Origin of the sequence: Streptomyces sp. NPDC056486 (assembly GCF_042795295.1) — a bacterium.
Taxonomy (GTDB): domain Bacteria; phylum Actinomycetota; class Actinomycetes; order Streptomycetales; family Streptomycetaceae; genus Streptomyces.
In genome coordinates this window covers 1-19933 of record NZ_JBHTSF010000158.1, presented here as the reverse complement: position 1 = coordinate 19933, position 19933 = coordinate 1, and the positions used below count along the sequence as shown (strand labels likewise).

Sequence of the window (19933 nt, the reverse complement as noted above, 5' to 3'; positions counted from 1 at the left end):
ATACCGGGGAGGATGTGCGGCTCCGCGAGGTCGTCCTCGTAGCCGGCAAGGCGGATCGGGGCCGCTTTGGCCCACGAGTCCAGGTTGCTGAGCTTGCGTGGCCTGCCGGCCCGCTCGCCGCCGCGTTCCGCCGGTCGCTTTTCCTGCTTCGTCAAATCTGGTGTCACCGCGCACTCCTCTGTGTCGCGTAACGGAAGGACAAGAGCTGTTCGGTCGCGGTGGCGCCGTTGGTCGGGCGGGATCGCGGCCACGGTTGCGAGCCTGTCCCGGGGCGGCTGAGGGGTGCTTGTGGATCCCCTGGAGGCCGTCCGTTCGCCTCAGATTAACCAAATGAGCGCGCTCGCGCTCTATGGGTTCGGCCGAAGGAGTGGATTTCAGACAGTTGGTGCTGGTGTGGGGGTGGCCGATGGGCCGAAAACTCCCCAACGGGTCGACCCCATGGGCCTTTCCGTATCTCCATGGGACCGTACGAGGATGACTTCTGCGCAGGCACGGGAGGGTGCGGTGGCTCTGGTGACCGGAGCCTCGCGAGGGATCGGGCTCGCCGTCGCGCGGGCCCTCGCAGAGTCCGGACATCGCCTTGTCATGACCGCCCGCGCACCGGATGGCCTGGAGGCGGCGGTGGCCGAACTGCGCGCGGACGGCGCGGATGCCGTCGGATGCACGGGCGGCGTGGCCGATTCCGCTCAGGCTCAGGCGTGCGTGGCCCTCGCGATGCGCGAGTTCGGACGGCTCGACGTACTGGTGAACAACGCCGCGACGAACGCCCCTTACGGCGCGCTGATGGACGTCGACCTCACCCGGTGGCGCGCGGCCTTCACCGTGAACGTCGAGGCCGCGCTGCACCTGACGCAGCTCGCCTGGCGTGACTGGATGGGCGAGCACGGCGGCGCGGTGGTGAACATCTGCACCGAGGGCGCGTCCCACGTGGGGCCCAACGTGGGCGCGTACGGCACCAGCAAGGCGGCGCTCCTGCACCTGACCGCCCAGCTCGCGGGCGAACTGGCGCCCTTGGTACGGGTCAACTCCGTGTCCCCCGGTCTCATCCGCACCGAGATGGCCCGCTTCGTGTGGGACGGCGCCGAGGAGCAACTCGCCGCGAGCCTGCCGCTCGGCCGCATCGGCGAACCGGAGGACGTGGCGCGGGCCGTGGCATGGCTGGTCTCGGATGCGGCCGAATGGGTGACGGGGGCGGATGTCCTGGTGGACGGCGGTACGAGAGTGCGGGCGGCGGCCCCCGACAAAGCCTCCTCGTACGCCGTGCACGAACGGCTGCGCGCGACGACGGGCGAGGCCTGACGTGCCGTACAAAACGTACGTTTAGGTACGGGCGGAGGCGGACGACCCGCGACCGCCCCGCCCGTCTCCTACCACTTACCGGGTGCGTAGTCCTTGAGGAAGACACCGAACAGGTCCTCGCCCGCTTCGCCCCGCACGACCGGGTCGTAGACCCGTGCCGCGCCGTCGATCAGGTCGAGCGGGGCGTGGAAGCCCTCGTCGGCCAGGCGCAGCTTGTCGTAGTGCGGGCGCTCGTCGGTGATCCAGCCGGTGTCGATCGAGGTCATGAGGATGCCGTCGCTCTGGAACATCTCCTGGGCGCTGGTCCGCGTCACCATGTTCATCGCGGCCTTCGCGGCGTTCGTGTTCGGGTGTCCCGCGCCCTTGTAACCGCGGCCGAAGACACCCTCCATCGCGGAGACGTTGACGACGTAGGAACGGCCGCTCGACGCCTTGCCCGCGGCGTCGGCCATCGCCGGACGCAACGCGCTGATCAGGATGAACGGCGAGGTGTAGTTGCACAGCTGGGTCTCGAGGAGCTCCACCGGGGAGATCTGCTCGATGGTCTGCACCCACGTATTGCTGTCGACGACGTCCGGGACCAGGCCGCCCGCGTCGATGGCGGTGCCATCCAGGTGCCGGGCGACGCTGGCGTTGCCCCCGACGAGGGCGAGGTCGGCGACCTGCTGCGCGTCCAGGCCGCTGGTGCCAAGGGGCAGCGCGGCCAAGCCGTCCACCGCGCCGGAATTGAAGGTACCGATGACGGAGTGGGCGGGCAGCTCCCCCGCGGGCAGCGGCGCACCCTCGCCGTCGACCAGGGCGGCGTAAGCGGAGGGCAGGCGGCGCACGGTCTGCGTCGCGTTGTTGATCAGGATGTCGAGCGGTCCCGAAGCGGCGACCCGCTCGGCGAGCGCGACGGACTGGGCCGGGTCGCGCAGGTCGATGCCGACGACCTCCAGGCGGTGCAGCCAGTCCGCCGAGTCGTCCATCGCCTTGAAGCGGCGGATGGCGTCCTTGGGGAAGCGCGTCGTGATGGTGGTGTGGGCGCCGTCACGGAGGAGGCGAAGGGCGATGTACATGCCGATCTTGGCGCGGCCGCCGGTGAGCAGCGCGCGCTTGCCGGTGAGGTCGGTGCGGGCGTCGCGCTTGGACCGGTTCAGGCGGGCGCAGTCCTGACACAGCTGGTGGTAGAAGTAGTCGACTTCCACGAACCGGGTCTTGCAGGTGTAGCAGGAGCGCGGGCGCTGGAGTATCCCCGCGATCCGGCCCTCCTCGGTCTGCGACGAGGGCAGCAGGCCCTCGGTCTCGTCGTCGATCCGCTCGGCGGAACCGGTGGCGGTGGCCTCGGTGACGGCCTTGTCGTGCGCGGTCTTGGCGGCCCGGCGGTCCTGACGGCGACGCTGCTTCACGGTCCGGTAGACCCCGGCCGTGGCGCGGCGCACCGCGATCGCGTCGGGGTGGTCGACGTCCAGCTTGTCGAGCTCGTCGAGCACGCTCAGGCAGACGGCGAGACGGTCGGGGTCGATGCCGGGGCCGAAATCAACGGCCTCTTCGGCCGGACCGGCAGCCTCCAGGCTGTCCTCTGTCACCGTCATCGCCGCTGTCCTCGCGTCACTCATGCCGCGGCTCGTCTGAGTGACCGCGGAAGCTCCAAAGAAGAGAACTTTACGTAGCGAAGGACCCCTCTACCAAACTCGGACGCTCGACGCACGCTTCGACGAGCCCCGCGAGCTCCTCGCGGACGCTGCGCGCGAGGACATCCAGGTCGGGTACGGCCACCGCGTCCGCGACCAGACCGAAGTGCACCCTGCCCCGGTATGTCGACACCGCGACGGCGAGCGCCTGCCCCTGGGCGAGCGGCGCGAAGGGGTACACGGCGACGAGCGGGCAGCCGCCCAGTTTCAGGCCGAGGCTGGGCAGCGGGACGCTGGTGACGAGGATGTCGAAGAGCAGCCTGGCGGCCTGCGCGACGACGGGACCGCCGATGCGGTGGCCGAGCGGCGGCACATGATCGGCGAGCAGGGCGACCGCGCCCGCGCCCCGGTTCGGGCCCGCGTCCTTGTTGCGGTCCATGGCGGCCCGCACCGTCCGCAGCCGCGCGACCGGGTCAGGGTCGCCGACGGGCAGCCGCACCAGATACCCGGAGAGCCGGTTGCCGGGCGGCTGCGCGCCCCGCGGCCTGCGCCGGGAGACCGGCACCAGGGCGCGCGGCTCCACGCCCTCGCTGCCGTCGCCCCGCTCGTCGAGCCAGCGGCGCAGGGCTCCAGCGACCACGGCGATCAGTACGTCGTTGACGGTGCCGCCCACGGTCTTGCGCACGCGGTGCACGTCGTCCAGGTCGAGCAGCACCCCCGCGGTGCGCCGCGTGCCGGTGGCCTGTGACGTGAGGGCGGCCGATGACCGTGCGCCCAGGGTCGCGCGGGCGACGGCCGAGCCGATGTCCAGGGCCTGCCCCACGTCGGAGACGGTGTCGCGGACAAGGCCCGGCAGCTTGCGCGGGTCGGGCAGCCAGGACCACCGGGAGGCCTCGGGCTCCACGGGCGCCGGACGCGGGGCCGGCAGGTCCACGGGGTCCATGACCGCCGCGGCGAGCATCAGGGCGCGAAGACCGTCCGCGAGGGCGTGGTGGAACTTGAAGAGGACGGCGAAGGATGTGCCGTCATGGCCCGGCAGCACATGTGCCTCCCACGGCGGCCTCTCGCGATCCAGGGGGCACTGCATGAGCGCGCCCGCCGCGTCGTGGAAGTCCCGCACGGGCTCGGCGAGACGGACGTGGTGCAGCGGGTCGAAGGCGGGCGCGGGCGTCCGGACGGCCGCGCCGACCGGCAGCAGGATCGAGCGGATCCGCAGTCGCAGTCCGGGCACGGCGGCCGCACGTGAGGCGAGGAGCTGTGCGGCGTGCTCGGCCGCGCCCGGCGATTCGGCGTCGAAGACGCCAAGTGCACCCAGATGCATGGGGTGTTCGGCGGACTCGAGGTTCCAGAAGGCGAGGTCGAGAGGTGCGAGCAGGTCGGAGGGCTCAGCGGTCGGAGTATTCAACGGGCTGCTCTCGCGTCGAGGACGATGCGGGGGATGACTCACGTGAAGGAGCAGTCAATCGCCGTTGCGCGACTACGGTCAAGTACGATCAAGCTACGCACAGTTAACAACAGATTAAGGCCCGCCCCTCTGGGAGAGGCGGGCCTGGTGGTGCGTAAGTGGCGTATGTCTTACGTCACTTCAGTCGTCACTTCAGTCGTCACTTCAGAGCGGGCGGGGCCGCGCTCGTCGACGTACCCCACTTCGAGGGCTTGTCGCCCACCGTGAAGGAGAGTTCGCGGGTGTCACGGATGTCCTCGGTCGTCAGGTACGTCTTGCCGTAGTCGGCGCCGTCCGCGCGCGCCGACTGGATGTACCGGTCGGTGTCCGAGGTGCCCGGCGCCTTCACCGTGAGGCGCCCCTTCGGGTAGTAGCGCCGGTCGAGAGTCAGGTCGACGCGCTCGAAGACGGGCGTCGACAGGCCCCACGTGTCCGTGCCGGGCTGGACCGGGAAGACGCCGATCGAGGACAGCACGTTCCATGCGGACATGGTGCCGAGGTCGTCGTTCCCGGTCATGCCGGTCGGGGTGTCCGTGAAGAGCGTGAGCGCAGCGTGCACCACGTCGGTGGTCTTCCACGGCTGGCCCGTCGACAGATATGTGTACGGGGCGATGAGGTCGGGCTCGTTCTGCGGGTTGTACTTGTCCGCGTTGTAGTAGTCGTAAGGACCGTTGACCCACACCTCGCGCGCGGTCTTGGTCGGGTCCTTCAGGAGCTCCTCGTAGGCGAAGAAGGAGTCGAGGCGGTCGTTGGTGGCCTGCTTGCCGCCGATGAGGTCGACCATGCCGGGCAGATCCTGCGGGACGAGCCACTGGTACTGCCAGGACGTGCCCTCGTGGAAGCCCTCGCTCTTGGCCGGGTCGGCGGGTCCGGTGAAGGCACCGGCCGCGTCCCGCGCACGGAAGAACCCGGTCGAAGCGTCGAAGATCTTCCGGTAGTTCTGCGCACGGTCCGCATACCGCTTGGCATCGGCGTCATGACCCAGCTCACCGGCCATCTGGCCGAGCATCGCGTCCGAGAGGGCGTACTCAAGGGTCGCGGAAGCGCCGTGGTCGTAGTCGGAGTCACCGGGCTTCGCGTGCGGACGGCCCTTGATGTACGGGGCGAAACCGTCGCTCAGGTACTCCTTGTTCGCCTCGCGGCCCACGGGCGCCGAGTCGGCGGGCGGCACACCGTCCGCGTTCTTCTTCAGCGCGCGGTACGCCTCCTCCTCATGCCCCTTGAGCAGACCCTGCTGGTAGGCGTTGGTGAGGAACGGGGTGACCGGGTCGCCCGTCATGATGTTCGTCTCGACCGTGCCGTACCCCCACTTGGGCAGCCAGCCGCTCTCCTCGTCGATCTTCAGGACGGAGAGCGCCATGTCGCGGGACTCGTGCGGCGCGAGCAGGGACAGGAGCTGCGCCTGGGTGCGGTAGGTGTCCCACAGCGACCAGTTCTGGTAGTACGTGAAGCCTTTGGCCCGGTGCGTCTTCTGGTCCCAGCCCGTGTACCGGCCGTCGACGTCGCTGCCGATGTTCGGCGCGAGGAACGAGCGGTAGAGGGACGAGTAGAAGGTGCGGCGCACGGTCTCGCTGCCGCCCTGCGCCTTCACGTCGTCGAGCCGGTCCTCCCATGCCCGCTGGGCGGCCTTCTCCACACGGTCGTACGAACGCCCGCCCTCCGCACGGAGGTTGAGAGCTGCGCCCTTGGCATCGACGTACGAGAGAGCGGTGGTCGCCTCGACGGTGCGGTCCTTGGAGGTGTCGAACCGGACGTACGCGCCGTTGCGCTCCTCGCCCGCCGTCGACTTCTTGGAGCCCGCGGTGACGGTGTCGCCCTTCCAGGTGCCCGATGTGGTGAAGGGGCGGTCGAAGCGGGTGATCGTGTAAACCGTGTACGGCTTGGTGTCCTGGCAGAAGCCGCTGCCGGTGATCGCCGTGCGGACCGTGCGGCTGTCGAGGATCTCGACCTTGGTGCTGCCCGTCTTGTGCAGCGACTGGCCCGCGTTGAGAAGGACGTTGGCCTTGTCGGTGGCGGGGAAGGTGTAGCGCTGCACGCCGGTGCGCTCGGTGGCGGTCAGTTCGGCGTCGATGCCGGACTTGAGGCCCACCTTGTACGCACCGGGGCTCGCCTTCTCGTCGTCGTGGCTGAACTCCGCCGCGTACTTGGCGTAGTCCGTCTCCTTGACGTCACCCGTGGTGGGAAGCACCGGCAGGTCGCCGCCCAACCCGCAGCCCACGCCCGAGAGATGGACGGTCGAGAAGCCGCGGATATGGGTGTCGGAGTGGTCGTAACCGGTGTTGTGCCCGGTGTCGGGCGAGAACTGGACCATGCCGAAGGGCACGGCCGCACCGGGGTAGGTGTTGCCCTCGTTCTCGGTCCCGATGAACGGGTTGACCAGATCGGTCAGCCGACCGTCCCGCGCCGGGGCGGCCTGCGCCGCCGGTATGGCGAGTGCGCCGCCGAGGAGCGCGGCCGCAGCCACCGCCACACCCGTACCGCGTAGCCGTTGAGTCCATCTCATGGGTGGGAACGCCTCCTTGGACAACGTTGTCAAAGCGCAGAACGCGATCATTCTTCGATGGTCGCGTCGTGTGCGTCAAGGGGTGGGAGAAAGGGAGAGCAGGCGGGCTGCGGCTCTCAGGAGGTGTGCACCCAGATCCGCAGCGGTCCGACCGGGGTGAACCCCTGGCCGACGGCGACGTCCAGGCTCTCGCCGCTCTCATATCCGACGACGGGCACGCCGGGCCAGAGCCGGGCGACCTCCGTCAGACAGCCGGCCCAGGCAGCAGCCTCTCCGCCCGATGCGTCGCCCACCGCGAACAGGTTGGAGATGCCGACCACGGAATCGCTGCGGCTCGCGACGGCACCCGCCACGATCCTGCCGTCCAAGGAGGTCCCGGCCAGGAACGTCGTGTCCCCGGCCGACAACTCGGGCGGGAACAAGCCCAGGCCCCCCTCGCCGTCGTTCCAGGCGCTCTCCCATGCGGGCAGCGAATCAGCGCTCTTGAGCGGCTCCCAGCCGACGCCGGGATGACCCACAGGAGCCGCAACCGCGGGGCGGTGGATCCACTGCGCCTCGAAGAGCACCTCGAAGCCCATCGGCTCCAGGTCGAGGCAGGCGAAGCTGTCCTTGACCGAGCAGCCAGGTGACGCCGTGTCGATCCGGGCCACCAGATCGGCCGCCGACGCCTCGGGGGTGAGCGAGACGGCGTCCGGATACAGCGGCGGTGTCCGTCGAGCGCTGCTCCACACCCCGGCGTCGAACTCCCCCGACAGGCCGTGCGCGCGGCATACCTCGTCGCACCACTCGGCGTTGTTGCGGGCCGCGGCCCTTGCCCACTCGTTCTCGATGATCACGGGCTGATCGTGTCAATCGGGCGGACCCACGTCCACGGAATAAGCGTCCATGGGACAAGCGCTCCACGGGACAAGCGCTCCGGACCGCCGACCGGTCCGGAGCGCCTCGTGCCCGGGTCAGGAACCCGAGCACCCCGCCGGGTCCGGCCGCGACGCGTCGCTGATCAAGGCTTCATGTGCCGCCTTGAGCCGCTTCACGTCGGGCTTGACGACCCTGCGGTCGTAGGTGAGCAGGCCGTTCAACTCGCCCTCCACATCCGATATCTGGGTGTAGACGGCGCCGTTGCCGCCCTTGCAGGCGAGCTTGTGCACCTCGTCGAGCTTGGTGAGGTAGTCGTCCGTGTACGTCGCCGGGTCCACGTCGACGTAACTCTGCTGCACGGACCAGGCATGACCGGGCACCGCGAGTCCGAGACCGCCGTACTCGCCGTTGATCTGCGCCCTTACGCCGTCGGGCTTGGGCGGCAGTGCCGGGCTCGGGTAGCCGTGCTCGTCCATGATGTCGCCGGTGCCGCCGTCGCGCCCGAGGTTGAGGCCCGACATGCCGTTGACGAGGCGGGTCGGGTCCCAGGACTTGGCCTGGGTGGCGATGCGGCCCTCGTCGTACTGGCCCCAGCCCTCGTTGAAGGTGACCCACATGACGATCGACGGGTGGTTCGTGTGCTCGTCGATCATCTGCTTCATCTCGGACTCGTACTGGGCGCGGGCCGCCGTGCTCGGGTTGCGGCCCGCATCCATCGACGGCATGTCCTGCCAGACCATCAGGCCCAGCTTGTCCGCCCAGTAGAACCAGCGGTCAGGCTCCACCTTGATGTGCTTGCGCACCGAGTTGAAGCCCATCTCCTTGTGCATCTTGAGGTCGTACGCGAGAGCCTCATCGGTCGGCGCCGTGTGCAGGCCGTCCGGCCAGAAGCCCTGGTCGAGCGTGGCCATCAGGAACTGGGGCTTGCCGTTGAGCATGGTGCGCGGGGTGCCGTTCACCTTCTCCACGGAGACGGAGCGCATCCCGAAGTAGCTCTTGACCTGGTCGCGGCCGACGGTGACCTTCAGGTCGTAGAGGAAGGGGTCGTCGGGCGACCAGAGGTGCGGCTTGGCGATCTTCAGCTTGAGCGGTGTGCCCGTGCGTCCGCTCGCCTCCGCGACCTTCTTCTTGCCCGCGTAGGCGACTGCCTTGACCGGCACTCCGTCGCGTACGCCCTTGGGCTCGACGGTGACCTGCTTGGTGGCCACGTCGGGCGTGATCTTGAGCGAGTCGGCGTGGTCGGTTGCCACCGGCTCCATCCACACCGTCTGCCAGATGCCGGACGAGGGGGTGTACCAGATACCGCTCGGGTCCAGGCGCTGCTTGCCGACGGGCGGGTTCTCGCCGTCCTTGCCGTCGGTCGGGTCGTAGACGCCGACGATCAGTTCCTGCGTCCTGCCCGGCTTCAGGGCGTCCGTGATGTCGGCGCTGAACTTGTCGTAGCCGCCCTTGTGTTCGGCGACCTTCTTGCCGTTGACGAACACCTCGGACTGCCAGTCGACCGCGCCGAAGTTGAGCTTGAGGCGCTTGCCGTCGCCGACCTTCCAGCCCTGCGGGACGGTGAAGGTCCTGCGGTACCACATGCGGTCCTCGTGCCGTTCCAGGCCGGAGAGCTGGGACTCCACCGGGTAGGGGACGAGGATCTTCTCGGCGAGCTTCTTGCCGACCGGGGGCTTCTCGCCGGCCTTGGCCGACGCGAACTGCCAGGAGCCGTTGAGGTTGCGCCAGGCGTCACGGGTCAGCTGGGGGCGGGGGTACTCGGGGAGCACGTTGCCCGGCTTCACGTCGTCGGCGAACTTGGTGCGCAGCTGGTGCTCGGAGTGGTTCGGGCCGCTGCTCCAGAACTGGGCGACAGCCTTGCCGTCGTCGCCGGACAGGCCGCCCTTGCCGTCGTAGCGCAGGTCGGCGGTGCCCTTCGCGTTGCCCTTCTTGTTGCCGACCACGGGCTCCTTGAGGTCCACGAGGAGCACCCGCGGGTCCTTCGGGTCGGCCTTGACCGCGCCGAGAGGCCACTTGGCTCCGCCGATGACCGCTTCGATGTGGTCCGCGAGACCGGCCGGGGGCGCGGCGAGCTTCTGGGCGAAGTCGAGCCTGAGGGTGCGGCCGTCCTTGAGGACCGTGGCGGCGGTGGCGCCGTCGTAGTCGAAGCCGTCGGGGAGGCGGAAGGCCGACTGCGGGATAGCCACCTTGCTGCCGCCGGGCTCGGTCCAGCGCAGGTGGAGGTTGGAGCCGCCGTAGTGCTCGAAGTACTCGACCTTGATGTCGTAGGCCTTACCGGCCTCCAACTCGACCGGCTTCGCGGTCTGTTCCTTGTCCCAGTCGTCGACCCAGTGGTCGATGCTGAGCTTGCCGTCGACCCAGAGCCTGAAGCCGTTGTCGCCGATCATGGAGAAGGTGTGGGAGCCGGTCTTCTCCGGGACGACCTTGCCGGTCCAGCGGACGGTGGCGTCGTCGGCCTTGCCGGTGGCGAAGCTCAGGCGGGGGTCGAGGTTGTCGAAGTCGATCTTCTGGTCGAAGCCGGTGGCCTTGAGCTCGTGGAAGTCGAAGGCGCCGGGGGCGGACTGGGTGTAGTACTCGCCCTTGAGGCCGTGGACTTCGGGGGGTTCGTCGGCGGCTGTCGCGGCCGGCACGGCGGTGAGTCCGGCGAAGGCGAGGGCGACGGTGAGCAGCAGTATCAGTCGCTGCCTGACTCGTCTGTGTCGGGTGGGGCGCACGGATCCTCCATTGCTTGAAGCGGTGCTTGAAGGCTGAGGAAGGGGGTGGCGGCTCGCCGCCGCAGTCTGTACAACGGCTCTGTACAACGTTGGAAGGAACGGCAGTTGGCATGACAGCACGCTCCCCGGCGCGCTGTCCAGGGCCATGACAAACACCCCAGGACAGGGGTGCACCTCGACGCAGGGAGCTGCACGTGCGGGTTAGCCTCAAAGACGTCGCAGAGCGCGCGGGCGTCTCCATCAAGACCGTCTCGAACGTGGTGAACAAGTATCAGCACGTCACCCCGGCGATGCGGGCACGTGTGCAGGAGGCGATCGACGAGCTCGGCTACCGCCCCAATTTGACGGCACGTCACCTGCGCAAAGGCCGTACGGGGATCATCGCGCTCGCCGTTCCCGAACTGGGAAACCCCTACTTCGCCGAACTGGCGGGCGCGGTCATCGACGCGGCGGCCGAGCATGATTTCACCGTCCTGCTCGACCACACCCGCGGCGAACGCCAGCAGGAGGTCCTGGTCAGCCAGGGGTTCCGGGCCCGGGTGATCGACGGCCTGATCCTGAGCCCCCTGGAGCTGGAATCGGACGACCTCCTCGGCCGGGAGGACGACGTTCCGCTTGTGCTGCTCGGCGAGCGCCAGTACGCCCTGCCGTACGACCACATCGCGATCGACAACGTGGCGGCGGCGCACACGGCGGTACGCCATCTCATCAGCCGCGGCCGCACCCGCATCGCGTATCTCGGCGCCCGGACGGACTCCGCGAACCAACCCGCGAACCTGCGACTCCAGGGCTGGCGCGAGGAGTTGACGCAGGCGGGCCTTGCCGCACCGGAGAGCCTGGTGGGCCCGGTCGGCGGCTGGAACCGCTGGGACGGGGCGAAGGCGATGGCGCGGATGCTGGACGCGGGGGTGCGGCCCGACGCGGTGTTCGCGTACAACGATCTGGTGGCGATCGGGGCCATGCGCGTCCTTCACGAGCGCGGTCTGCGCGTGCCGTGGGACGTGGCGGTGGTCGGTTTCGACGACATCGCGGAGGGGCAGTTCGGGGCGGTCACGCTGACCACGGTCTCGCCGGACAAGCAGGCCATCGCCCGGCTCGCGGTGGGATCGCTGCTGCGGAGCCTGGAGGGCGCGGGAGAGCCCGAAGGCCGTGAACTCGCCGCCGAGTTCCGCCTGGTGGAGCGCGAGAGCACACTGGGCCGACGCTGAGTCACCGGGGGTCTCCCCTTGCGCGGAGGGTTTACAGCGTCCTTTCAACGATGTAAAAAGCTCCCCGTACCGCCGAGTTGACCGTAGTTGCCGATCCTCCCGTGAGCGCTCTCAGCTCCGGGGCCGTGCCGTTTTGGGGACTCCATGAAGCCGACCACACGCCTTAGCCGCATCTCAGCCAGGACTCTCCTCGCCGCCGGTCTCGCCGCGAGCCTCGCGCTCGCCACCGGATGCGCCAAGTCCGAGGACGACGGCGACAAGGGCTCCACCGCGCAGGACAAGGGCGACTCGGGCCAGGTCGTCTCGGAGCCGAGCGCGGGCAGCGGCGAGACCTGCGCGATAGACGCCTACGGCGGCAAGAAGCTCGATCTCAAGTCCGCCACCGTCGGCTTCTCCCAGTCGGAGAAGGAGGCCAACCCCTTCCGCATCGCGGAGACGGCGTCCATCAAGGCCGAGGCGAAGAAGCGCGGCGTCAAGCTGCTCACCGCCAATGCCCAGTCGCAGTTCTCCAAGCAGATCAGCGACGTGCAGGACCTCATCGCCAAGGGCGCCGACCTCCTGGTCATCGCTCCGCTGAACTCCGACGGCTGGGAGCCGGTCCTTCGCTCGGCCGCCGCCAAGCACATCCCGATCGTCACCATCGACCGCAAGATCAACGCCAAGGCCTGCAAGGACTACGTGAGCTTCATCGGCTCCGACTTCGTCGAGCAGGGCAAGCGCGCGGCCGACCAGATGATCAAGTCGACGGGCGGCAAGGGCGAGGTCGCGATCCTGCTCGGCGCCGCGGGCAACAACGTCACCACCGAACGCACCAAGGGCTTCCAGGACCGCATCAAGGAGAAGGCCCCCGACCTGAAGGTCGTCTTCAAGCAGACGGGTGAGTTCGCCCGCGAGAAGGGCCAGCAGGTCACCGAGCAGCTCATCCAGTCCAAGCCGGACATCAACGGTATCTACGCCGAGAACGACGAGATGGGCCTCGGCGCCGTCAACGCCCTCAAGGGCGCGGGCAAGAAGGCCGGCGACGTGAAGATCGTGACGGTCGACGGCACGCGCAACGCCGTGCAGGGCATCGTCGACGGCTGGATCGACGGCGTCATCGAGTCGAACCCGCGCTTCGGCCCGCTCGCCTTCCAGACCCTGGACACCTTCACCAAGGGCACGAAGGTCTCGCAGGACATCGTCATCAAGGACAGCGCGTACACGAAGGACAACGCCAAGGCGGACCTCGGCAAGGCGTTCTGAGATGTCCGACGTCCTCTCGGTCACCCACCTCAGCAAGACGTTCCCGGGCGTACGCGCCCTGGACGGGGTCGACTTCACCGCGCGCGCCGGTGAGGTGCACGCTCTGATAGGCGAGAACGGCGCGGGCAAGTCCACGCTGATCAAGGTCCTGACAGGCGTATACGCACCGGACGCGGGCGAGCTGACGTACAAGAACGAACAAGTCTCCTTCGCCACCCCGCTCGACGCCCAGCACGCGGGCATCTCCACGATCTACCAGGAGGTCAACCTCGTCCCCCTGATGAGCGTGGCCCGCAATCTCTTCCTCGGCCGCGAGCCACGCGGCCGGCTCGGCCTCATCGACTTCCGCCGGATGCACCGCGAGGCGGACGAGTCCCTGCAGCGGCTCGGCGTGCGTGTGGACGTGCGCCGCCCGCTGCGCGAACTCGGCGTGGGCGCACAGCAGATGGTGGCCCTGGCCCGAGCGGTCTCGGTCGACGCGCAGGTCGTCATCATGGACGAGCCGACGTCGTCACTCGAACCCCGCGAGGTCCAGACCCTGTTCGGCGTCATCCGTATGCTGCGGGACCGCGGGATCGCGGTGATCTACGTCAGCCACCGCCTCGAGGAGCTCTACGAGGTGTGCGACGCGGTCACCGTCCTGCGCGACGGCAAACTGGTGCACACCGGCCGGATCGCGGAACTGGACCGCCTCCGCCTCGTATCCCTGATGCTGGGCCGCGAGGTGGGCGAAGTACGCGAAGAGGGCGTCACCAAGTTCTCGGGAGACCACGAACCGGACACCCAACCCCTCCTCCAGGCGTCCAACCTGACGATGCGCCACCACTTGCACGGCGTCTCCGTCGAGATCCGCCCCGGCGAGGTGGTGGGCCTCGGTGGCCTGCTCGGCTCGGGCCGCAGCGAGACGGCGAAGGCGATCGCGGGCGCACTCCCGACCGACTCGGGCAACGTACTGATCGCCGGAACCCCGGTCCGCACCGGCTCACCCCCGGCGGCCATCCGGGCCGGCATCAGCCTCCTGCCCGAGGACCGCAAGGCCGAGGGAATCGTCCCCGGCCTCTCGGTCCGCGAGAACATCGCACTCGCCGCGCTCCCGGGTCTCTCGCGCTTCGGTCTGGTGGACGAGGCAGCGATCGACAAGATCGTCGACACCTTCATGAAGCGCCTGCGCATCAAGGCGTCGGGCCCCCACCAGAAGGTGGGGGAACTGTCGGGCGGCAACCAGCAGAAGGTCCTCCTGGCCCGCTGGCTGGCAATGAACCCCAAGGTCCTCCTCCTTGACGAGCCCACCCGAGGCATAGACATCGGCGCTAAAGCCGAGGTCCAAAAACTCATAGACGAGCTGGCCAACGACGGCCTCGCAGTCCTCCTCATCTCCTCCGACATGGAGGAGCTGATCGAGGGCTCGGACCGAGTAGTGGTCCTCAAGGACGGCACGGTGATCGAGGAACTCACCGGCTCCCAGGTCACAGAGGACGCCCTCATGCGAGCGATAGCAACCACGCCGACCACTCCCGGGAGCCCTGGTGTCTAGCCCCCATCCCACCCGAGGCCGCCGCTCCGACCGGAGGGGACGTGCCGGTGTTTCCGCCCGGAGCACGGTTCGCATCACTCCGGAGCCGAAGCACCAAGACGCTCACGAGCGGATGGCGAGGACGGACATACCGGCGCGGCCCCGCCCCACAGACGCGCCAAGGCGCACCGGCTCCCGCACCCGGCACACCCGGAGTTCCCATGACTGACCTCGCCCTGGGAGGCAAAGCTCCCGCCGACCGCGAGCGCGTCCTCCGATACCTCCAGAACTACGGCGTCTACCTCGGCGTAGCCGTCCTCCTGATCCTCAACATCGCCCTCACCCCGCACTTCCTCTCCGCCGAGAACTTCCGCACCCAGGCGGTCCAGGTAGCCCCGGTCCTCATCGTCGCCCTCGGCATGGCGCTTGCCATCGGCAGCGAGGGCGTGGACCTCTCCGTCGGCTCGGTCATGGCGCTCTCCACGTCCCTCCTCTCCCTCTATCTGGGCTACGGGACATGGATCGCGCTCACCGTCGCGATCATCGGCGGCGCGGCCATCGGCCTCGCAAGCGGCTCCCTCATCGCGTTCATCGGCGTCCAACCCATCGTCGCCACACTGGCGTTGATGGTCGCGGGCCGCGGCCTCGCCCTCGTGCTGCTCCCCCAGCTCAAGGACGTACGCGACCCGACCATGGCGTCACTGGGCTCCGGCGATTTTCTGGGCATCCCTTACCTCGTCCTGATCGCGGCGGCACTGGCGCTCCTGGTCGCCTTCGTCGTGCGGCGCACCACCTTCGGACGCCAGCTCCTCGCCATCGGCGACAGCCGCCCGGCGGCCCGCCTCGCGGGACTCCCCGTACGACGCGTACTGATCCTCGTGTACGTCTGCTCCGGAGCGCTCGCCGCCATCGCGGGTGTCCTGGCGACGGCCCGCCTCACCGCCAGCGATCCCACGTCGCTCGGCAACCTCATGGAACTGTCCGCGATCACGGCCGTCGTGGTCGGCGGCACACCGCTCAGCGGCGGACGCGTACGGATCGGCGGCACCGTCGCGGGCGCCGTACTGATCCAGCTGCTCACCGCCACGCTCATCAAGCACGATCTGCCGCCCTCCTGGACACAGATCGCCCAGGCCGTAGTGATCATTCTCGCCGTCTACGCGGCACGGGAGAGGGGCAAGCGGTGACCGGCACCGTCCTATCCGAGGCCAACCCCATGAAGACGAGCGACGACGAACCGACCGGCGCGAGCCGCTCCGAGCGCCTCAGCGCACTCGCCCAGCAGCACGGCGCCCTGGTCACCCTGGTGGTCGCCGTCATCGCGGCATCGCTCAGCTTCGACACGTTCCTGACCGGCGACAACCTGGAGAACATGGCGGTCTCCTCCGCGTTCCTCGCGGTCGTCGCCCTGGGCATGACCTTCGTGATCGTCACCGGCGGCATCGACCTTTCGGTCGGCTCGCTCTTCGCCCTGGGCGGAGTGCTCGCCGCGTGGGGTTCGCAGTACGGGACGGCCGTGGCGCTGCTCCTGCCGCTCGCCGTCTGCGGACTCATCGGCCTCGTCAACGGCCTCCTGATCGCCCGCTCCCGCCTCGCTCCCTTCATCGTGACGCTGGCCGCGATGCTGGGCGCACGCGGCATCCTCCTGTCCATCACCGACGAGGGCTCCAAGACTTACCTCGTCGACAAGGACTCGTTCTTCGCGACGCTCGGCCAAGGAAAGTTCCTGGGCATCGGAGCCCCGGTCTGGATCACCCTGGCCCTCTTCATCGCGGGCGCCGTGGTCCTGCGCCGCAGCCGCTTCGGGCAGTACGTGTACGCGGTCGGCGGCAACGAGGACGCGGCGGCCCTCATGGGCGCCCCCGTGGCCCGCACCAAGGTCACCGTCTATACCCTCTCCGGCCTCTGCGCGGGCCTCGCGGGCGCGCTCAACGCGGCCTGGCTCGTCTCGGGCGTCACCATCCTCGGCTCGGGCATGGAACTGGAGGCGATCTCCGCGGTCGTCATCGGGGGCACGCTGCTGACCGGCGGATTCGGGTTCATCAGCGGATCACTCGTCGGCGTACTGCTCCTGAAGGTCATCCAGAACGTCATCAACCAGATCGGCTCGCTCGACTCCGCCTACCAACAGGTGGTCAGCGGCGCGTTCTTGGCACTCGTCGTGATCGCGCAGACCTGGCTGGGCCGCCGACGCCGGGTTCTCTAGGGGCTGCAAAGGTACGACCTGGGGCTACAACGGTACGATCTGCCCCTTGCCCAGCGCGATCACGCCGCCCTTCGACACCGTGTAGAGCTCTTCGTCCCGCTCGGGGTTGACCCCGATCGTCGCCCCGGGCGGGACGTCCACGTTCTTGTCGAGTACGGCACCCCGCACCACCGCTCCCCTGCCCACACGGACGTTGTCGTGCAGCACGGAGCCCTGCACGACCGCCCCGTCCTCGATCGTCACACCCGGCGAGAGCACGGAGCGCGTGACCTGCCCCCGGATGACACACCCCGGGCTGACGATGGACTCGCTCGCGATGCCGGCCGCACAGAACTTGGCGGGCGGCAGGCCGCCCGGGTGGGTGTAGATGGGCCAGCGCCGGTTGTCCAGGTTGAAGACGGGCTGGTCGGAGATCAGGTCCATGTGTGCTTCGTAGTACGCGTCGAGCGAGCCGACGTCACGCCAGTAGCCGTGGTCGCGCGCGGTCTCCCCCGGCACATGGTTGTCGTCGAAGTCGTACAGCTGGGCCAGGCCGCGCTCCGTGAGCATGGGCAGGATGGAACCGCCCATGTCGTGCACGGAGTTGTCGTCCTCGGCGTCCTGCTGGATCGCGTCGACGAGGGTCTTGGTGGTGAAGACGTAATTGCCCATGGAGGCGAACACCTCGTGCGGCGACCCGGGCAGTCCTGGCGGGTCGGTGGGCTTCTCCAGGAAGCGGTCGACGCGTGTGCCGTCCCGCGCGGGCGTGATGATGCCGAAGGACGAGGCCTCCGAGCGCGGCACGCGGATCCCCGCGACCGTCACCCCGGCGCCGCTCTCGAAGTGCTGGGTGAGCATCTGCCGGGGATCCATGCGGTAGACGTGGTCGGCGCCGAACACCGCGATGTAGTCGGGCTGTTCGTCGTGGACGAGGTTGAGCGACTGCAGGATGGCGTCCGCGCTGCCCAAGTACCAGCGCGGTCCCAGGCGTTGCTGCGCCGGCACCGGGGTGACGTAGTTGCCGAGGAGGCTGGACATCCGCCAGGTGGTGGTGACGTGCCGGTCAAGGGAGTGCGACTTGTACTGGGTCAGTACGCAGATCCGCAGGATGTCGCCGTTGACGAGATTGGAGAGCACGAAGTCGACGAGGCGGTACGTGCCGCCGAACGTGACCGCTGGTTTGGCCCGGTCGGCCGTGAGGGGCTGCAGACGCTTCCCTTCACCGCCCGCCAGGACGATTCCGAGCACCGAAGGTCCACCGCGCATCGCGCCGCCCCCTTAACTGGGATCACTTGGACTCGAGTAACTCCTCGTACACGTCGGTCGTGCGTCGCGCGACCGCGTCCCAGCCGAACTCCCTGACGGCACGGTCGCGTCCTGCGGCGCCCATGCGGGTCGCGGCGCCCGGATCGGCGACCAGTTCGTTCAGGGCCTGCGCGAGCCGCGCCTCGAAGGCCGCCGGCTCCTGCTCCTCGTACGGGACGAGGAGCCCTGTGCTCTTGTCGGCGACGACCTCGGGGATGCCGCCGACGTCCGACGCCACGACCGGGGTGCCGCAGGCCATCGCCTCCAGGTTGACGATGCCGAGCGGTTCGTAGACGGAGGGACAGGCGAACACCCGGGCGTGCGTGAGCAGTTGGATGATCTGTGGACGCGGCAGCATCTCCGGGATCCAGTGGACTCCCCCGCGGGCGATACGCAGCTCCTCGAAGAGAACGCGGAACTCGGCGTCGATCTGCGGGGTGTCGGGGGCTCCGGCGCAGAGCACGAGCTGGGCGGCGGGGTCCAACTCCTTTGCCGCGCGCAGCAGATGGGGCACGCCCTTCTGCCGGGTGATGCGTCCGACGAACAGGACGTACGGCCGCTCGGGGTCGATCCCCAGGCGCTCCAGGACGTCCGTGCCGGGGTCGGGGCGGTACAGGCCGGTGTCGATGCCGTTGTGGACGACGTGCACCTTCGCCGGGTCGATGGCGGGGTAGCAGCCGAGGATGTCGTCCCGCATACCGCGCGAGACGGCGATCACGGCGTCCGCCGCCTCGACGGCAGTGCGCTCGGCCCAGCCGGAGAGGGCGTACCCGCCACCCAGCTGCTCGGCCTTCCAGGGGCGCAGGGGCTCCAGGGAGTGCGAGGTCATGACGTGCGGGATGCCGTGCAGGAGCTTGCCGAAGTGGCCCGCGAGGTTGGCGTACCAGGTGTGGGAGTGGACGAGGTCGCACCCCGTGAGAGCGGCCGCCATGGACAGGTCCACGGAGAAGGTGCGCAGCGCGTCGTTGGCGCCGTCCAGGGCGTCCCAGGCCTGGTGGCGTACGAGCCCTTCGGCGGTCTCCTGATTTCCCCAGCAGTGCACGTCGACATCGACGAGGGACCCCAACTCCCTTGCGAGGAACTCGACATGGACTCCGGCTCCGCCATAGACATCCGGCGGATACTCCCGGGTGAGCAGTCCTACTCGCACGCAGAACCTCCCGTCCGTCCACCCCAGCCGTCGGTCGCCCGCCCCCTCATGGTCACCCAGAAGCGCCCGGTGGGGAAGAGCCCCGCACCGACCTCTGGGGCGGCCGATCGAAGCAACAGTCCCCGCACACACCCCCGTTGGGGCATCGATAGTAGAGGCAACAGCTGCGCCGCCGGAACGCTGTGCCGCTGAGGGTTCCGGTGCCGCGCAGGTCGGGGTGGTCGAAGAGTTCGGCGGCCAGCGCCCTGGCGCGCTGCCCGACTTCCGTACGTCCCGTGCGCCGCGCCCAGGTGTCCAGTTCGCGGGCCGCACCGGCCAGCGCCGAGCCCGCGTTGCCCCACAGCAGAGGTGCGGAGATCCGGTACCGCGTGCGCAGGGCGTCGGCCAGCGGCGCCAGATGGCCGAGCTGTACGACGTCCCGGATGCTCGCGGCGTCGCCGGGCCGCGTCGTGACCTCCGTCAGCCACAGGTCGTCGGGAGTGCTGCCGTCCGCGTCCCAGTGCAGCAGCGCCGGATCGAGGTCCGGCACTACGCCGTGCAGGGCGGCCGAGCCGAGTGCCACGGACCACAGCCGCGCCGCGAGCCCCAGCTGTGCCACGGACACCCCGATCCGCAGATCGGGCGCGCCGAGGCGGTCGGCGACCTTGTCGGCGCGGAACGCGAGGGGCCCGTCGTCCCCCGCGTACACCCGTGCCAGGGGCGCCACCTGGGCGCCGCCCGGCGGCTCCCCTGTACGCAGGGCGAAGAATCCGCCGACGGAGGCGACTTCCGTCAGATCGAGAGTGGCTTTCACGACAGCAGAGCCTAGGGCCCTTCTGATGGATCTCCGTGGGAGAAGGAGCGGCGTTCGGTGCGTGCCATCGGCGTGCGGCGTGAAGGGTCATGTGGCGGAGTCACCT

At 69.1% G+C, this 19933-nt stretch carries 14 protein-coding genes; 6 read left to right on the top strand and 8 right to left on the bottom strand.

What is annotated here, in order from left to right; translation table 11 throughout:
• Nucleotides 1-474 precede the first annotated feature (474 nt).
• Nucleotides 475-1299: an SDR family oxidoreductase gene (locus ACFQ7F_RS37855; RefSeq protein ID WP_383281172.1), complete on the top strand. Its 825-nt coding sequence runs from the start codon at nucleotides 475-477 to the stop codon at nucleotides 1297-1299.
• Between the two features lie 68 nt (nucleotides 1300-1367).
• Here ACFQ7F_RS37855 and ACFQ7F_RS37850 read toward each other — a convergent pair whose 3' ends face one another.
• From ACFQ7F_RS37850 to ACFQ7F_RS37830, 5 genes are all read right to left on the bottom strand, one after another.
• A complete protein-coding gene (locus ACFQ7F_RS37850) occupies nucleotides 1368-2873 on the bottom strand; it encodes an SDR family NAD(P)-dependent oxidoreductase (protein ID WP_383281169.1) in 1506 nt (501 codons plus the stop codon).
• A 70-nt stretch (nucleotides 2874-2943) separates the two neighbouring features.
• Nucleotides 2944-4317: a wax ester/triacylglycerol synthase family O-acyltransferase gene (locus ACFQ7F_RS37845; protein ID WP_383281166.1), complete on the bottom strand. Its 1374-nt coding sequence runs from the start codon at nucleotides 4315-4317 to the stop codon at nucleotides 2944-2946.
• 199 nt (nucleotides 4318-4516) lie between these two features.
• Nucleotides 4517-6859 (bottom strand): GH92 family glycosyl hydrolase, encoded by a 2343-nt coding sequence (locus tag ACFQ7F_RS37840; protein ID WP_383281163.1) that lies wholly within the window; start codon nucleotides 6857-6859, stop codon nucleotides 4517-4519.
• 116 nt (nucleotides 6860-6975) lie between these two features.
• Complete coding sequence (locus ACFQ7F_RS37835) at nucleotides 6976-7692, bottom strand: hypothetical protein (RefSeq protein WP_383281178.1); 717 nt, start codon at nucleotides 7690-7692, stop codon at nucleotides 6976-6978.
• Nucleotides 7693-7812: 120 nt separating this feature from the next.
• The gene (locus ACFQ7F_RS37830) at nucleotides 7813-10431 is read right to left on the bottom strand and encodes a PA14 domain-containing protein (protein WP_383281160.1); all 2619 of its coding nucleotides are present in this window, start codon (nucleotides 10429-10431) and stop codon (nucleotides 7813-7815) included.
• Nucleotides 10432-10625: 194 nt separating this feature from the next.
• Between ACFQ7F_RS37830 and ACFQ7F_RS37825 the strand changes: the two genes are divergently transcribed.
• From ACFQ7F_RS37825 to ACFQ7F_RS37805, 5 genes are all read left to right on the top strand, one after another.
• Nucleotides 10626-11639, top strand: coding sequence for a LacI family DNA-binding transcriptional regulator (locus ACFQ7F_RS37825; RefSeq protein ID WP_383281157.1), 1014 nt, complete (start codon nucleotides 10626-10628; stop codon nucleotides 11637-11639).
• Between the two features lie 144 nt (nucleotides 11640-11783).
• A complete protein-coding gene (locus tag ACFQ7F_RS37820; protein WP_383281154.1) occupies nucleotides 11784-12881 on the top strand; it encodes an ABC transporter substrate-binding protein in 1098 nt (365 codons plus the stop codon).
• A 1-nt stretch (nucleotide 12882) separates the two neighbouring features.
• Nucleotides 12883-14415 (top strand): sugar ABC transporter ATP-binding protein, encoded by a 1533-nt coding sequence (locus tag ACFQ7F_RS37815; RefSeq protein WP_383281151.1) that lies wholly within the window; start codon nucleotides 12883-12885, stop codon nucleotides 14413-14415.
• Between the two features lie 200 nt (nucleotides 14416-14615).
• The gene (locus ACFQ7F_RS37810) at nucleotides 14616-15581 is read left to right on the top strand and encodes an ABC transporter permease (RefSeq protein ID WP_383281148.1); all 966 of its coding nucleotides are present in this window, start codon (nucleotides 14616-14618) and stop codon (nucleotides 15579-15581) included.
• Between the two features lie 29 nt (nucleotides 15582-15610).
• A complete protein-coding gene (locus tag ACFQ7F_RS37805) occupies nucleotides 15611-16600 on the top strand; it encodes an ABC transporter permease (RefSeq protein WP_383281175.1) in 990 nt (329 codons plus the stop codon).
• Between the two features lie 24 nt (nucleotides 16601-16624).
• On the opposite strand, the gene glgC is transcribed toward ACFQ7F_RS37805, so the two are convergent.
• The 3 genes from glgC to ACFQ7F_RS37790 are packed head-to-tail and all read right to left on the bottom strand — an operon-like array spanning nucleotide 16625 to nucleotide 19827.
• Nucleotides 16625-17845, bottom strand: a complete 1221-nt coding sequence (gene glgC, locus ACFQ7F_RS37800) for a glucose-1-phosphate adenylyltransferase (protein WP_383281145.1) — start codon at nucleotides 17843-17845, stop codon at nucleotides 16625-16627.
• Between the two features lie 22 nt (nucleotides 17846-17867).
• Nucleotides 17868-19034 (bottom strand): glycogen synthase, encoded by a 1167-nt coding sequence (gene glgA, locus ACFQ7F_RS37795; protein ID WP_383281142.1) that lies wholly within the window; start codon nucleotides 19032-19034, stop codon nucleotides 17868-17870.
• 52 nt (nucleotides 19035-19086) lie between these two features.
• Nucleotides 19087-19827, bottom strand: a complete 741-nt coding sequence (locus ACFQ7F_RS37790) for a (2Fe-2S)-binding protein (protein WP_383281139.1) — start codon at nucleotides 19825-19827, stop codon at nucleotides 19087-19089.
• Between the last annotated feature and the right edge of the window lie 106 nt (nucleotides 19828-19933).

Excerpts from the sequence above, each read along its gene's own strand:
- ACFQ7F_RS37855 (WP_383281172.1), top strand. The coding sequence starts at position 475 with ATGACTTCTGCGCAGGCACGGGAGGGTGCGGTGGCTCTGGTGACCGGA.
- ACFQ7F_RS37850 (WP_383281169.1), bottom strand. The coding sequence starts at position 2,873 with ATGACGGTGACAGAGGACAGCCTGGAGGCTGCCGGTCCGGCCGAAGAG.
- ACFQ7F_RS37840 (WP_383281163.1), bottom strand. The coding sequence starts at position 6,859 with ATGAGATGGACTCAACGGCTACGCGGTACGGGTGTGGCGGTGGCTGCG.
- ACFQ7F_RS37820 (WP_383281154.1), top strand. The coding sequence starts at position 11,784 with ATGAAGCCGACCACACGCCTTAGCCGCATCTCAGCCAGGACTCTCCTC.
- ACFQ7F_RS37815 (WP_383281151.1), top strand. The coding sequence starts at position 12,883 with ATGTCCGACGTCCTCTCGGTCACCCACCTCAGCAAGACGTTCCCGGGC.
- ACFQ7F_RS37810 (WP_383281148.1), top strand. The coding sequence starts at position 14,616 with ATGACTGACCTCGCCCTGGGAGGCAAAGCTCCCGCCGACCGCGAGCGC.
- ACFQ7F_RS37805 (WP_383281175.1), top strand. The coding sequence starts at position 15,611 with ATGAAGACGAGCGACGACGAACCGACCGGCGCGAGCCGCTCCGAGCGC.
- glgC (WP_383281145.1), bottom strand. The coding sequence starts at position 17,845 with ATGCGCGGTGGACCTTCGGTGCTCGGAATCGTCCTGGCGGGCGGTGAA.